Below are 14,795 nucleotides of genomic sequence, written 5' to 3'. Positions count from 1 at the left end.
ACTCTACGCATGCTGATAAGGGTATGACGGAGACCTTAAATCTATTGAGGTGGCCAGCAAATGCTAGGCATCTTAGCTTATCCATTGCCCAATATTTAAATGGCAAGAAAAAGAAATATTGACGCGATTAGTTTTTATTTAATCGGTTTATCTAACTGAAATGTTACAGGAGTATCCTCATCCGTCTTCGTTGATGGTGCTTCTGGCTTACCCTCTTCGCCCCCTGTGAAATTAAAGTCTTTGCTCTCGATCACAGCAGCAGGCTTATCTAAGAGTGTTGTTACCAGCGCGGGGAAGGCCATCACCAGCACGACCATCACTAGCTGCAGACCTACCCAGGGGAGTGCGCCCCAGTAGATATCACTACTCTTCACCTCTTTGGGCGCTACGCCTCTCAGGTAGAAGAGGGCAAAGCCAAAAGGGGGATGCATAAAAGAAGTCTGCATATTCACACAAAGCATGACCCCAAACCACACTAGTGCTGCACTGGCTGCTGCTTGAGGATTGCCATTCATGGAATCGAGTAATACCGGTGAGAGTAATTTCACTGCTACTGGTGCCAACATTGGCACAACAATGAAGGCGATTTCGAAGAAGTCTAAGAAAAAGGCCAAAAAGAAAACAAACAAATTCACAACGATTAAGAATCCAATCCAACCACCAGGAAGATTAGAGAAAAGCTCTTCTACCCAGAAGCCACCATCTACTCCTTGAAACACAACAGAAAAGCAAGTAGATCCAATCAGAATAAAAACCACCATGGCAGTAATACGCATCGTGTTTTGATAGGCCTCTTGAATCAGTCCTTTGAGATTCGGAATGCTTGCGCGGCGCAGCCAAGCGAGAAGAAGTGCACCCATTGCACCCATGGCACCAGATTCTGTGGGCGTGGCAATGCCAGTCATGATGGTACCCAGAACCAGGAAGATCAGGACCGCTGATGGGATGATCCCCATGAGACATTTTTTCCAAAGTGCCCAGCCTTTGAGCGTGAGATCGCTTTCAGGTACGGGCGGTAGATAGTCGGGGCGAACACGACTCAGGGAGAAGGTATATAGGGCAAAGAGGGCGATCTGCAAAAGCGATGGACCCCATGCACCGAGATACATGCTGCCCACATCCGCACTGCCGCTTTGTGTTTTAAGTTGGTCTGCCAACACAATCAATACTAATGATGGGGGCACTAACTGTGTAATGGTCCCAGAGGCTGCTAAAACGCCCGTAGCGTAGCGCATGTTGTAGCCGTAACGCATCATCACCGGCAAGGAAATCATCGCCATAGCGATCACCTGAGCGGCGACAGTACCAGTGATAGCGCCCAAGATAAACCCAACGATGATGACGGAGTAACCAAGACCGCCACGTACGCGCCCAAATAGTTGGCCCATCGAGTCGAGCATTTCTTCTGCGAGGCCGCAGCGCTCTAAGATGGCGCCCATAAAAGTGAAGAAGGGAATGGCTAGCAGTAGATCATTGGCGAGCACGCTACCAAAGATGCGCTGCGGAATAGCTTGCAAAAATGGGATGCCAAAGAAACCCTCGCTAATCGCAATGGCTGAGAAAAATAATCCTGCAGCCATTAAAGAGAATGCAACCGGAAAGCCGATCAACATAAAGACGATCAGCCCACCAAACATCAAGGGCGGCATCCACTCTAATGGAATCATTGCATCGGCTTTTCGTAATGGAGGTCTTCGGCGGGGAGGGTTGTTTTGCCCTGCAAAGCGCCGATACGTTTAATGATTTCTGAAACGCCTTGCAGGCTCAGCATCAAAAATCCAAAGGGCACTACAAACTTAATGGGATAGCGCGCTAAGCCGCCAGAGTTCAGTGAATGCTCCATGACCAGCCATGATGGGTAAAAGAGCGTTGTCCAGGAGAGCCAAGCAAATAAGAGGCAGGCTGGCATTAAAAAGAACACCAAGCCAAAAAGATCAACCCACAAGCGCCCGCGATCAGAAAGCTGTGAGTAAATTAAATCCACCCTGACATGTTCATTACGTTTGAGTGTGTAAGATGTGCCGAGCATAACGGCTGCAGCAAATAGATACCATTGAAGCTCTAATGGCCAGTTGTTGCTGACGTCGAATCCATAGCGCAGCAGGGCATTGAGTGCTGACACGACACAAGACAGCAAAATCATAATGCTGGCTGCCTTGCCCAGAAGCTGGTTTACGTAGTCAATCCCTGCAGAGAGTTTGGACCAAAACCCCATGTACTTTAGAGGTCTGCGCGACCCCGTTTAATAGCAGCGAGAACCTGCTCTGGGGCGGTGCCACCAGCATGTTGGCGTGATTGCACTGAGCCATCAACGGTGAGTAATGCAAACACATCATCGCTAATCAGTTCAGGACGATTATCAAGACCGCATGCAAATCGAAGTTCTGAGAGACTTAAATCTGTCAGCATGCAGTTTCTGCCAACGCAAGCCTTAACAGCGTGTGCAACTGCTTCATGGGCATCGCGGAAAGCCAAACCTTTTTTAACTAAGTAGTCAGCCAAGTCGGTTGCTGTTGCAAAACCTTCTTCAGCAGCCTTCTTCATCACTTCTGCTTTCACTTCAATATGCGGAACCATGTCAGCAAAAATGCGCAAGGTATCTTGAACAGTATCTACTGCATCAAATAAAGGCTCTTTATCTTCTTGATTATCTTTGTTGTAAGCCAGTGGCTGACCCTTCATGAGAGTCAATAAAGAGATCAGATCGCCATATACACGGCCAGTCTTACCACGAGCTAATTCTGGAACATCTGGGTTCTTCTTTTGCGGCATGATCGAGCTACCAGTGCAGAAGCGATCTGGTAAATCAATGAAGCCAAAGCGGGGGCTCAGCCACAAGATTAGCTCTTCAGATAGGCGTGACACGTGCATCATCAAAATCGATGAGAAGGCACAAAACTCAATTGCAAAGTCGCGATCGGATACAGCATCTAATGAGTTATTGCAGATACCATCAAATCCTAAGGCCTTAGCTACTTGTTCGCGATCGATCGGATAGGTGGTTCCGGCTAATGCGGCCGCACCTAAAGGCAGGCGATTGAAACGAGCACGCAAATCTACTAATCGACTGGCATCACGGCTAAACATTTCAAAATAGGCCATCAAGTGGTGACCAAATGTAATCGGTTGCGCAACTTGCAAATGCGTGTGGCCAGGCATGATGGTGGCAGCATGCTTTTCAGCTAAATCCAATAGTGCAAGACGTAAAGACTTCAGGGTGACTGCAATGTCATCAACGTTGCTACGCAACCATAGGCGCAAATCCGTTGCTACTTGGTCATTACGTGAACGACCGGTATGCAAACGCTTGCCAGCATCGCCTACTAATGCGGTTAAGCGTGCTTCGATGTTCAGGTGTACATCTTCTAGCGCCAACTGCCAATTAAATTGTCCGGACTCGATTTCACTCTTAATTTGAGCCATACCCTTTTGAATATCGGCCAAATCTTGGCTGCTAATGATCTTTTGGGTAGCCAGCATTTCAGCATGGGCTAGGGAGCCGGCAATATCGACCATGGCAAAGCGTTGATCAAAGCCAATAGAGGCGGTATAACGCTGAACGAGTTCGTCGACAGGTTCTGCAAAACGGGCCGACCAAGCTTGGGCTTTGTTGGCTAAGGAATTATTTGATGAGCTCATAAACACAGTATATTGGTGTAGGTCTTTGATTATTTTAAATGTTATGTCGCCAACCCTGAATTCTTCCCCATCTGACGCTCCAAAGCGCCTCGTAATCGCTTCCCGTGAAAGTCGCCTAGCCATGTGGCAGGCTGAGCATGTCCAGGATTGCCTTAAAAAGCTCTATCCAGGCTGCGATGTCCAGATTTTGGGCATTACTACCCGTGGGGATCAGATTTTGGACAGAGCCCTCTCTAAAGTGGGTGGTAAGGGCCTTTTTGTGAAAGAGCTGGAAACCGCATTAGAGGATGGGCGTGCCGATCTAGCGGTGCATTCCTTAAAAGATGTCCCAATGGTGATGCCTGAGGGATTCGATCTTTCTTGCGTCATGGCCAGGGAAGATGCGCGTGATGCCTTTGTTTCTAATGATTACGCCAGTCTTGAGGATCTTCCTCATGGGGCTATTGTGGGCACATCGAGTTTGCGACGTGAGTCAGTACTGCGCGCAAAGTTTCCACATTTGGTCATACAGCCATTACGCGGCAACTTAGATACTCGCATGAGCAAATTAGATCGAGGTGAATATCAAGCTATTATTTTGGCTGCTGCTGGCTTAAAGCGTTTGGGTTTAGAGTCCCGCATTCGTGCTTTTTTGCCATATGATCCCTACACTCCCGCTGCAGGCCAGGGTGCCTTAGGTATCGAAACTTTAAGCAAACATCCCAATATCAAACAGTGGCTTACTCCACTCAATGATTTGCCGACTTTGTTTGCTGTTTCTGCTGAACGTATGGTGTCTCGCCAATTAGGCGGGTCATGTGAAGTGCCGCTGGCTGCACACGCAGTATGGGATCAGAACCAAATGAACATTCGCTCTTTTGTAGCGAGTGTTGATGGCCAAGCAATTTGCCTGGCTAATGGTAGTGCTCAAGTGAAATCAGTTGAAGATGCCGAGGCCTTGGGCCTTGCAGTGGCAAAAGACTTGCTGTCACAGGGCGCGGCTGATTTAATTCCAGCACTTCCTAAGTAATACAAAGCGCAATCTTCGTCAGCATGAGCACCAAAACAATCATTGTTACTCGGCCTGCTGGTCAAGCGCGTCAATTGATTGAAGTGCTCACCAGGGCAATCGAGGCAAGCGGTGTAGGAAAGCGTAGTCTTCCAGAAATACTCTCTCTGCCTTTGCTAACGATTGTTCCAAAGTCGGATGGGCATTTAGCTGACCATATCGCTAGCACCCTGAGCGACGCAGATCTTGCCATCTTTGTAAGTCCTAATGCCATCGAGAGTGTGATGCGTTTATTGGAGCGAGATTGGCAAGATTTTTCTAAGAAGATTATTCCGATTGGTGTGATGGGTGGCAGCAGTCATCTTGCCCTGAGAAATCATGGCGTCGGATCGGAAGACAATCCCACTCCCATCATCATTCCAGGAAATAACGAAAACTGGGACTCTGAAGGTTTGTGGAAAGAGCTTCAATCCCTGAAATGGAATTGGCAGGGCAAAAAAGTAGTGATCTTTAAAGGTGAGGGTGGCCGTGATTGGCTGGCTGACACTTTGAAAAAGGCAGGGGCAACTGTGGAGGCTATTTCAACCTACACGCGCGTACCTTTGGATATTGATAACCCTGCTTGGCAACTTGTACGAGAAATGGATTTGAGTAAATCACTTTGGTTGCTCACTTCTTCTGAGGCGGTGCGTTATCTCGGCGAAGTTATGAAAGACCAATTTACGCAAAACCTCAATGTCGCCAGCGCACTATGTCCACATCACAATATTGCGGATGCGGCCGAAATGATTGGGTTTGGTGAAGTCTTTACGAGTGAGCCAGGCGATGAAGCTTTGATCAAGTCAACCTTAGCTTGGCTGACAATCTAAAAATAGAAGTTAAGCTTTGGTAGCTATCAGTAAGCTAGGTAAGAAAATCTCATTTACCAAGATGGGATGACCCTTTAAGCGATAGAGGGTGCGTCTTGCCCATAAGGGTGAGTCCAAGCCAGCAAAGTGCTTAGAGCACTTTTTCCACAATTCACTGCTTTTATCTAGACGTGCAATATCGCGCGGTGGCTTGGCCTTGGAGTGTTTGCGAGTTTTGCTAAACAAGACTGCGCCCAAGGGCTTAGTGCCTAAGCGCAAGACCTGATGATTACTGCCACTGGAGCTGAGTGTTGGAATAACGCTGTGTGCCATCACTAAAGGAATGCCATTTGAGCAGAGCAGTACTTCACGTACTCTGCAGCGTCTGAGCTTTAAATGAAAATAGCGACTTTCGTCGCTATTAAGTGATTGAGGACAGTCGCGCAAAACCTGAACTTCTAGCTTTTGCCCAATTGCCTTCTCAATTTTTTGGGTGAGAGACCCTATATCGCTTAGCCAAGGTTGCCACTCGCGTGGCGCCCGATGGATTTCACCGGAACCGACCCGATTCCATGCAGAACGGAGACGATTTTGGTGAATCATTTTTAGCTACCGCTAAAGCTGCGACGTTGACCGCCGGCCTTTGGTTTAGCAAAACGCGGGCCGCCTGCTGGACGTGAGTCACCAGAGCGTGCCGGACGTGAGTCAGCAGAACGCGCAGGACGTGAGTCAGCAGAGCGAGCTGGACGTGAATCGCCTGAACGACCACCACCAGCATTACCACCACCGAAGCCACCGCCAGAACGAGACTCTGAGCGAGCGCCTGAGCCATAACGACCACCACCACCGCCAGAGCGATTGCCACCGCCGAAGCCACCACCAGAACGACCGCCACCAGAGCGATTGCCACCACCGCCACCACCAAAGCTTGGCTTGGCTTGTGGCTCAAGACCAGCGATGACTGAAGCAACGATATCTTGCTGTGTGAAGCGTTCGATATTGCGGATCTTCGCGCGATCACGATGTTCAACCAAAGTGATAGCAACACCATTGCGACCTGCACGACCTGTACGACCGATGCGATGCGTATAGTCTTCTGGTTTCATTGGCAAGCCAAAGTTAATCACGTGACTAATACGTGGCACATCGATACCACGAGCTGCTACGTCAGTCGCAACCAAAATCTTGGTGTGACCCTTACGTAAGGACTCGAGACGACGCATACGTACAGCTTGAGGCATTGCACCGTGTAGGGCAGTAGCTTCATAGCCATTGGCACGCAATGTGTCAGCAATTTTTTCGCTCTCAACCTGAGTGCTTGCAAACACAACCGCTTGATCCAAATCAGCATCAGCCAAAATGTGCTCGAGCAATTTATGCTTGTGTGACATGCTGTCAGCCCAATGTAACTTCTGTTCAATGTTGGCGTGCTTTTCACCTGCGTGAGCAAGTTCAATACGCTTGGCATCTGTAGTCAACTCGTTTGCTAAAGACATGATCTTTGGCGCAAAAGTTGCAGAGAACATTAAAGTTTGATTACGGCCTGCGCAACGCTTATCAATTGCCTCAAGGTCATCAGCAAATCCCATGTCAAGCATGCGGTCTGCTTCATCGATAACGAGTTGTTTAACATCATCTAAGCGAATTGCTTTGCTATCGCACAAGTCGAGCAAACGACCTGGAGTTGCAACAACTAACAACGCACCTTTCAATGCCTGGATCTGCTTGCCGTAAGGCATGCCACCCATCACAGTTGCAATACGGATACCTTTCATGCCACGAACTAAGTTCACTGCATCAGCGGCAACCTGTTGAGCCAATTCACGAGTAGGGCAGAGCACTAACACTTTAGGTTGTGCGCGACCTGGTACAGGTGAGTTGTTCGGGTTGTCTTCAATGAGTTGATTAATCAAAGGCAATAAAAAGGCTGCGGTTTTACCGCTACCGGTTTGGCTGCTGACCAATAAGTCACCACCAGCTAAAGCCGCAGGAATCACCTGAGCTTGCACGGATGTGGCTTGGGTATAACCCAGTTCAGCAACGTTTTTAAGGAGTGATGCCGCTAGGGCAAAATTCTGGAACTCAGTTCCAGTGCTCTTTGAGTCTTTCGACTCGTGATTAGTTTCTTTAGAAAAAGTCATGCTATTACACATCCCCTTTAAGGGATGTCTCCGTATGTTGCACCCATTGTTTTTTATAGGGTGCGATGGTCAAAGGCATCGACCATCAGACAAGCGGCAGCGTTGTTGTGTTTATGACTTCTAAACTAATCGCTGAAATAGAGCTGGGGGGCGATGAATCAAATTGCTTTAAAAAGCCTCCTATTATGGCATTTTCAGCACTCGATTACAAGGGTTTTCCCGACTTAATTCAGAAATAGAGGCTTAAAGCTTCATCTTCTGAGCTTAGTAATAGAAGTATCGCTTGTTTATCTCTTTATTTGAGATAACGCAAAAGCCACTTAGTCATCTTTCCATATGGAGGGCGCGCAGTTTTAGTTCCCTTGAAAAGGTTTAAACCAAAGAAGCCGCGCACTTCCAGAATCGACTTTTGATGACTAAAGGTGTTAAAGCCTGCTTTGCCGTGATAACTTCCCATGCCACTCACACCCACTCCACCAAAAGGAAGGTCTTCAATGGTGATATGTAGGAGCGTGTCATTAATGGTGACGCCACCAGAACACGTTTCATTTAAAACCCGCTTCATATTCTTTTTATCTTTGCCAAACCAATATAGAGCCAAGGGATTGGGTTTGTTGTTGACATAAGTAATCGCTGCCGAGGTATCTGCAACAGTTACGATCGGCAGAATGGGCCCAAAGATTTCTTCATGAAGAATTCGGGCTTCCGGCGGAACATTGACCAATGCAATGGGCTCGAATGGTCTTGCACCAGCACCAGGGTTATTGAGCAAAGGAATCACTTTTGCACCACGGTCTAGAGCGTCGCTGACTAGATGCTGCCAGTATTCCAGTTGTCGCTCATCAATAGGGCCTGTCAGTTCTTCAGGGTTGCTAAATTGGGTTTGAGCAGCAGTTTGTAATTCTTGAATAAATTCTGCTTGAATGCCTTGCTCTAGCAAAACATAGTCAGGGGCAATGCAGGTTTGACCGCCGTTCAGTAATTTGCCGTAAGCAATAGAGGCTGCAGCATCTTTGAGTTTGGCGCTCTTATCAATGATGACGGGTGTTGTACCGCCAAGTTCCAAAGTGACTGGCGTCAGATTTTCTGCGGCAGCACGCATCACTTTTTTACCAATAGTGCCTGAGCCAGTGAAGAAAAGATGATTAAAAGGCAGTGCTGAAAATTGCTCGGCTACTTCTGGGCCACCAGTGGTGACGCAGAACTCGCTAGGGTGGAAATACTCTTGAATTAAGCTAGCAATAAATCCAGAGGTGCGTGAGCTTCGTTCAGATGGCTTGAGCCAAGCGCGATTACCAGCAGCAAAAGCGGCGATTGCTGGAATAAGCGCTAATTGAACCGGATAGTTCCAGGGACTCAGAATGCCAACTACGCCTAGTGATTGACTTTGAACCCAAGCCTGCGAGGCGCCCATATGGGATGGAACTTCTCTTTGCTCAGGCTTCATCCATTCTTTGAGATGCTTGCGGGTGTGCTTGCAGGCCTGATAAATCATCTGGCATTCAGCAAGTCTCGTTTCTACTGGGTGGCGCACCCCGAAGTCAGCCTCGAGGGCTTTGCAGATTTTTTCTTCATTTGCCTCAATCATTTTTTCAATGCGAGCAATTCGATCCAGTCTCACTTCGAGGGTAGGGTTTGGTTCTGCAGCGTAGGCTGCTTTCATTTCATCGAGCTGGATAGTGAAGCGATTCATAGTCTATTAATAGTTGGCAGGTATTGGAATAAGGCATTAGGATAAAGCCATGGAAACAAATTTAGATAAAAAAGAACCGCTTTTAGAGCGTGCCACCTTAGGTGGGGGCTGTTTTTGGTGTTTGGAAGCGGTTTACCAGCAAATTTCTGGGGTTCGGTCTGTCGTTTCTGGCTACGCCGGTGGCGCTAGACCTAATCCAACTTATGAGGCTGTTTGCACGGGTGTATCAGGCCATGCTGAAATTGTCGACATCTTGTTTGACCCACAAATTGTTTCATTTAGGGATTTATTAGAAATCCTTTTCGTGATTCATGATCCGACTACCTTGAACTATCAAGGCAATGATCATGGCACGCAATATCGCTCGGTGATTTTTACGCACAGTGAAGCGCAGTCCAAGATTGCGCACGAGGTAGTGCAAGAGCTTGAGGAATCAAAAATCTATGCCAATCCAGTGGTGACGCAGATCGATGCTGCGCCAACCATTTATCCCGCAGAAGACTATCACCAGAATTATTTTCAGCAGCATCCTAACCAAGGATATTGCATGGCGGTAGTCGCGCCTAAGCTGGCTAAATTTAGAGCGAAATTTAAATCGCTCATAGCGCCACAATATTCCTGAGGGTTAACAGTTTCTAGGGTGCTAGGCGATTCACTCGCCAGTCGGCACCTTCTAGTTTGTAGTGCATGCGATCATGCAATCTAGATGGACGCCCCTGCCAGAATTCAATTTCAGTAGGGCGTAAGCGGTAACCACCCCAATGCTCTGGGCGTGGAGGTGTGTCACCAAACTCTGCCTTAAAACGTTTTTCCGCTTCTTCTAAGAATTCACGGTTTGGGATAGCAGTGCTTTGAGGCGAGGCCCAGGCACCAATTCTGGAGGCGGCTGGGCGAGAATGGAAGTACTCATCACTTTCGGCTGTACTAACCCGTTCAACAATACCCTGAATACGTACCTGGCGCTCTAATTCATGCCAATGGAAGAGGAGGGCTGCTTGAGGGCGGATGGCCAAGTCTTTGCCTTTTTGACTCTCGTAGTTAGTAAAAAAGGTAAAGCCATTTTGGTCTGCGCCTTTTAGTAAGACAATACGGGCTGATGGATTGCCAGCTTGGTTAGCTGTTGCCAAGGTCATTGAGTTGGGTTCAGGACATTCTGCTTTCACAGCTTGATCAAACCAAAGCTTGAAAAGCGGGAGCGGGTCTTGGGGGACCTCGGTCTCTGAGAGCTGACCAAAGGTATAGTTTTTGCGAAGTTGTGCAATGGAGTCCATTTATTCAGTATAAAGAGAAGCTATGGCAGAAGACAAGGTAGAAAGTAGCTTAGAAAATCGTCGTTTTGGCGGGGTCTCACGACTCTATGGGCCAGAACTGCGCGAGCGCTTTCTGAATGCAACGGTAGTGGTGGCTGGTCTAGGGGGTGTTGGGTCCTGGGCGGCAGAGGCCTTAGCTCGCACGGGTATTGGACACCTTGTCATTATTGATTTTGATCATATCTCCGAAAGCAATACCAATCGACAGCTGCACGCCATAGAAGGGCAGTTCGGCAAAGCAAAAGTCGAGGCGATGAAGGAGCGCATTCTGCAAATTAATCCAGAGATCAATTTGACTGCTTGCGATGAATTCTTGGAGCCAGAAAACTTAGATCGACTTATTCCAGCAAATGCATTGATATTAGACGCGACCGATTCAGTACAAACCAAAATTGCTTTATCAGTGTGGGCCGTGAAAAATAATCGTGCTTTAGTCATGTGTGGTGCTGCTGGTGGTAAGTCAGATCCCACATCGGTGCGCTGCGAAGATCTTTCTCGTACCGAACAAGATGCTTTATTGGCTAAGGTTCGCCAGGGACTCAGACAAGATCATGGGTTCTCCAGAAATCTGAAGAAAAAAATTGGCATTCGTGCAATTTATTCGCATGAACCACGAGCGGGAGCTTCCAGCGGAGGTCTGGCCTGCTCGGGCTATGGCTCCACCGTGATGGTAACGGCTGCTTGTGGGCTTGCAGCTGCCGCAGAAATTCTGAATCTCATCGCTGCACAGTAATTTTTTCTCAAAAATTACTGTAAATCCTTAAGGGGATTCCCTGTAGGAAATTACTGATTCTGTTGCAATCAGAAATAATTTATTTCAAACTCGGCGTTGATTTCAAAGACATTTCAATATTTTCCTAAATAGATTTATTTAATTAATCACTTTAGTAATTTTTCTCCCCTAGTGCTGATCACCAGTCCTCCCTAGACTTTGCTCCGTTGGCAAGTTGCCAATGACAAATCGAAAGGAGGTCTCCCTTGCAGACTGAACACTCTGGCTTAAAACGTCACCTCAAAGTGCGGCATATTCGTTTGATGGCCTTAGGCTCAACGATCGGCGTTGGATTATTTTTAGGGTCGGCAAGCGCAATTCAAATAGCAGGCCCATCCATTCTTCTAGGTTATTTGCTGGCAGGCATTGTTGCTTTCATTGTTCTGCGGACACTTGGTGAGATGGCGGTGCATGAACCTGTAGCCGGTTCTTTCGCAGCCTACGCCAATACCTATTTGGGTCCGCTGGCGGGGTATATGGTGGGCTGGGGATACTGGACTTATTGGATTGTGGTTGGAATTGCTGAAGTTACTGCGGTTGGCATCTATATGGGCATTTGGTTTCCCGAGACCCCGCAGTGGATTTGGGCACTTTCTTCTATTGTGATGATGGGCTTAATCAATCTGATTGCAGTAAAGGTATTTGGAGAATTTGAGTTTTGGTTTGCTCTGATCAAAGTGGTAGCGATTGTCGCCATGATTGCACTTGGAGGTTCGGTCATCTTGTTTGGCTTTACCAATGATTGGCAGCCCATTGGCCTGAATAATTTATGGCAACACGGCGGCTTCTTTCCAAATGGCATCAGCGGAATGTTGTTGTCATTGCAAATGGTCTTGTTTGCTTATGTTGGTATAGAAATGATTGGTCTCTCTGCAGGCGAGGCTGAGAGCCCACAAAAAACCATTCCGATGGCCATTGATTCATTGGCTTGGCGGATTCTCATTTTCTACATGGGTGCCATCCTGGTTATTTTGGCAATTTTTCCTTGGAATCAAGTTGGGCAGCAAGGCAGTCCATTCGTAGTAATGTTTGAAAGGCTGGGTTTGCGAGGAGCAGCGGGCTTAATTAACTTTGTCGTGATCACTGCAGCACTCTCTTCATGTAATGCAGGCATCTTTAGTGGTGGACGCTTGCTCTACTCCTTATCGTCTAACGGCTACGCTCCTAGATCTTTTTCAAAGCTTTCAAAGTATGGCGTTCCTCATCGAGCGGTGATGACTACAGTCGGGGTCTGTATGTCAGGTGTAGTGCTGAACTACTTTGTACCTGACAAAGCCTTTCAATACATGATGGCTGCAGTGACCTTTATTGGCTTAATGGTTTGGATCGCGATCTTGATTACACAGATCAAATTCCGTCGCTCGCTATCCAAATCCCAAGTGGCGGAGTTAGGGTATCGCGCTCCTTGGTGGCCCTATTCCTCATGGTTCGCTCTGGCATTCATCGGATTAGTGGTGGTGTTGATGGGCTTTCATGAGGATGCACGGATCGCACTCATAGTGGGGCCGTGTTTATTGGGCGTGTATCTCGCAATGTTTTATGTCGTGGGCTTACATCGCAAAACAGCAATCCAACGTGACTTTAAATAATAGGAGAAGGCAATGATTATTGGCGTACCTCAAGAGGTAAAAAATAATGAGTTCCGGGTGGGATTAACCCCGGGTAATGTCAGCGGACTTTGTAAGCAGGGACATTCTGTCTTGATCCAGCGAGGTGCTGGCGAGCAAATCGGCTTAACGGATGAGTCTTATCGACTTGCTGGTGCTAGCCTTGTCAATAGTGCAGCAGAAGTGTTTCAAAGGGCGGAGATGATTGTGAAAGTCAAAGAGCCTCAGGCGCAAGAATGCGCCATGCTGCGCGAGGATCAAATTTTATTTACCTATTTACACTTAGCGCCAGATCCGAGGCAGACAAAAGCTTTGTTGCAATCAGGTGCTACCTGCATTGCCTATGAAACAGTGACTGCTATGAATGGCGCTCTCCCTCTTTTGGCGCCCATGAGTGAAGTAGCGGGTCGCATGTCCATCCAGGCAGCTGCATCGCATTTAGAAAAAACCAATGGTGGCTTAGGTGTGTTGATGGCGGGTGTACCTGGCGTATCACCGGCCAAGATTGTCATTCTGGGCGGTGGCGTCGTGGGCCGTAACGCTTTGCAAATGGCAGTCGGCATGGGGGCTGATGTTTGTATCTTTGATCGTGATATTGATCGCTTGCGTCAGATCGATATGTTCTATGGCAATCGCGTCAGAACTTTTTATTCTGACAGCTTGTTGATTGAGCAAGAAGTGTGTGAAGCGGATGTCGTGATTGGAGCAGTTTTGCTACCTGGGGCAGCAGCTCCCAAATTGGTGACGCGTGAAATGATTAAAACAATGAAGCCTGGTTCGGTTGCGGTGGATGTTGCCATTGATCAAGGCGGCTGTTTTGAAACATCCAAACCTACTACGCATGCTGATCCAACCTTTTTAGTGGATGGTGTACTGCATTATTGCGTAGCCAATATGCCCGGAGCAGTTGCTAGAACATCTACCTTTGCTTTAACCAATGCGACTTATCCGTTTGTTGAGGCTTTGGCAAACCGGGGGGTGATGAAAGCGCTCTCAATTGATCATCACTTGCGCAATGGTTTGAGTGTGCATAAAGGGATGTTGACATCAAAGCCAGTTGCAATGGCTCAGGGCCTAGACTATGCAATGGCCGAGGAGCTTTTAGTAGCGTAGCAATATATATCCAAAATGAGTGGGTCTAGTGAGCGCTAGGATTTAAACTATCCCTGACACGCAAAACTTACTGGACCTACTTCATTTATGGATTTTTCAGCCTTAACCCTCTCTGCTGGGGTAGTTGCTCTGGCGGAGATGGGGGATAAAACCCAATTACTCTCATTGATGCTGGCGGCTCGCTATCCCAAGCAGGCGTTAGCCATCATTGCAGGCATCTTTATTGCCACAATCGCAAATCATGCTTGCGCTGCCTTATTGGGTCATTGGCTAACCACCCTGGTATCACCTGATGTAATGCGTTGGATTTTAGGATTGAGCTTTTTAGGAATCGGCCTGTGGTTACTGGTGCCAGATCATATTGATGATGCAGCCGGCTCTAAGGTAGCTGATAGGGCTCTCCAAGTATTTTTGCTCACGGTAGGCTTATTCTTTTTAGCCGAGATGGGTGATAAGACGCAAATAGCGACCATTGCCTTAGGCGCTCGTTACGAGGATGTATTCTCCGTAACGGTTGGCACCACATTGGGGATGATGCTGGCAAATGCCCCTGCCGTCTGGATTGGTCAGAAATTCACGAAACGCATGCCAATTAAGTGGGTGCACGCGGTTGCAGCCGTTACCTTTATTGCTATTGGCTTGGCTACCCTGATATGGGCCTGAGATAGCGAACTAACCCGTCTG

General features: G+C 47.8%; 15 protein-coding genes. 8 read left to right on the top strand and 7 right to left on the bottom strand.

Going from position 1 to position 14,795, the window contains the following annotated elements:
* Window positions 1-134 precede the first annotated feature (134 nt).
* From AOC28_RS09655 to argH, 3 genes are read right to left on the bottom strand one after another with little or no spacing between them, the layout of a single operon-like run.
* Window positions 135-1,667, bottom strand: coding sequence for a TRAP transporter large permease subunit (locus tag AOC28_RS09655; protein WP_072583772.1), 1,533 nt, complete (start codon window positions 1,665-1,667; stop codon window positions 135-137).
* Window positions 1,664-2,215 carry a TRAP transporter small permease subunit gene (locus AOC28_RS09650; protein WP_072583771.1) on the bottom strand — a complete coding sequence of 184 codons (552 nt, stop codon included), beginning with the start codon at window positions 2,213-2,215 and terminating at the stop codon, window positions 1,664-1,666. Before AOC28_RS09650 ends, AOC28_RS09655 begins: the two co-directional genes overlap by 4 nt.
* A 5-nt stretch (window positions 2,216-2,220) precedes the next feature.
* Window positions 2,221-3,639 carry an argininosuccinate lyase gene (gene argH, locus AOC28_RS09645; protein ID WP_072583770.1) on the bottom strand — a complete coding sequence of 473 codons (1,419 nt, stop codon included), beginning with the start codon at window positions 3,637-3,639 and terminating at the stop codon, window positions 2,221-2,223.
* Window positions 3,640-3,682: 43 nt separating this feature from the next.
* Between argH and hemC the strand changes: the two genes are divergently transcribed.
* Complete coding sequence (gene hemC / locus AOC28_RS09640) at window positions 3,683-4,648, top strand: hydroxymethylbilane synthase (RefSeq protein WP_072583769.1); 966 nt, start codon at window positions 3,683-3,685, stop codon at window positions 4,646-4,648.
* 23 nt (window positions 4,649-4,671) lie between these two features.
* A complete protein-coding gene (locus tag AOC28_RS09635; RefSeq protein WP_072583768.1) occupies window positions 4,672-5,496 on the top strand; it encodes a uroporphyrinogen-III synthase in 825 nt (274 codons plus the stop codon).
* 9 nt (window positions 5,497-5,505) lie between these two features.
* Here AOC28_RS09635 and AOC28_RS09630 read toward each other — a convergent pair whose 3' ends face one another.
* Window positions 5,506-6,078 carry a chorismate lyase gene (locus AOC28_RS09630; protein ID WP_072583767.1) on the bottom strand — a complete coding sequence of 191 codons (573 nt, stop codon included), beginning with the start codon at window positions 6,076-6,078 and terminating at the stop codon, window positions 5,506-5,508.
* A 2-nt stretch (window positions 6,079-6,080) separates the two neighbouring features.
* Window positions 6,081-7,616: a DEAD/DEAH box helicase gene (locus AOC28_RS09625; RefSeq protein WP_072583766.1), complete on the bottom strand. Its 1,536-nt coding sequence runs from the start codon at window positions 7,614-7,616 to the stop codon at window positions 6,081-6,083.
* A 65-nt stretch (window positions 7,617-7,681) separates the two neighbouring features.
* Here AOC28_RS09625 and AOC28_RS11415 point away from each other — a divergent pair, with 65 nt between their 5' ends.
* Window positions 7,682-7,855, top strand: a complete 174-nt coding sequence (locus tag AOC28_RS11415; protein WP_158009060.1) for a hypothetical protein — start codon at window positions 7,682-7,684, stop codon at window positions 7,853-7,855.
* Between the two features lie 56 nt (window positions 7,856-7,911).
* Here the strand turns inward: AOC28_RS11415 and AOC28_RS09620 are convergent, their stop codons facing one another.
* Window positions 7,912-9,309: a coniferyl aldehyde dehydrogenase gene (locus AOC28_RS09620; RefSeq protein WP_072583765.1), complete on the bottom strand. Its 1,398-nt coding sequence runs from the start codon at window positions 9,307-9,309 to the stop codon at window positions 7,912-7,914.
* A gap of 49 nt (window positions 9,310-9,358) precedes the next feature.
* On the opposite strand from AOC28_RS09620, the gene msrA reads away from it, so the two are divergent.
* A complete protein-coding gene (gene msrA, locus AOC28_RS09615) occupies window positions 9,359-9,931 on the top strand; it encodes a peptide-methionine (S)-S-oxide reductase MsrA (protein WP_072583764.1) in 573 nt (190 codons plus the stop codon).
* A 13-nt stretch (window positions 9,932-9,944) separates the two neighbouring features.
* On the opposite strand, the gene pdxH is transcribed toward msrA, so the two are convergent.
* Window positions 9,945-10,580, bottom strand: a complete 636-nt coding sequence (gene pdxH / locus AOC28_RS09610) for a pyridoxamine 5'-phosphate oxidase (RefSeq protein WP_072583763.1) — start codon at window positions 10,578-10,580, stop codon at window positions 9,945-9,947.
* A gap of 22 nt (window positions 10,581-10,602) precedes the next feature.
* Between pdxH and AOC28_RS09605 the strand changes: the two genes are divergently transcribed.
* From AOC28_RS09605 to AOC28_RS09590, 4 genes are all read left to right on the top strand, one after another.
* A complete protein-coding gene (locus tag AOC28_RS09605; protein ID WP_072583762.1) occupies window positions 10,603-11,352 on the top strand; it encodes a tRNA threonylcarbamoyladenosine dehydratase in 750 nt (249 codons plus the stop codon).
* A 302-nt stretch (window positions 11,353-11,654) separates the two neighbouring features.
* On the top strand, window positions 11,655-12,980 hold the full coding sequence (locus tag AOC28_RS09600; RefSeq protein ID WP_237767786.1) for an amino acid permease: 1,326 nt from the start codon (window positions 11,655-11,657) through the stop codon (window positions 12,978-12,980).
* A gap of 12 nt (window positions 12,981-12,992) precedes the next feature.
* On the top strand, window positions 12,993-14,111 hold the full coding sequence (gene ald / locus AOC28_RS09595; protein WP_072583760.1) for an alanine dehydrogenase: 1,119 nt from the start codon (window positions 12,993-12,995) through the stop codon (window positions 14,109-14,111).
* Between the two features lie 87 nt (window positions 14,112-14,198).
* Window positions 14,199-14,774 carry a TMEM165/GDT1 family protein gene (locus tag AOC28_RS09590; protein WP_072583759.1) on the top strand — a complete coding sequence of 192 codons (576 nt, stop codon included), beginning with the start codon at window positions 14,199-14,201 and terminating at the stop codon, window positions 14,772-14,774.
* Window positions 14,775-14,795 lie beyond the last annotated feature (21 nt).

Origin of the sequence: Polynucleobacter sp. MWH-Adler-W8, from assembly GCF_001889925.1 — a bacterium.
In the GTDB taxonomy this organism is placed as follows: Bacteria; Pseudomonadota; Gammaproteobacteria; order Burkholderiales; family Burkholderiaceae; genus Polynucleobacter.
The sequence above is the reverse complement of the archived record's forward strand: the minus strand, read 5'-3'. Positions and strand labels throughout refer to the sequence as shown.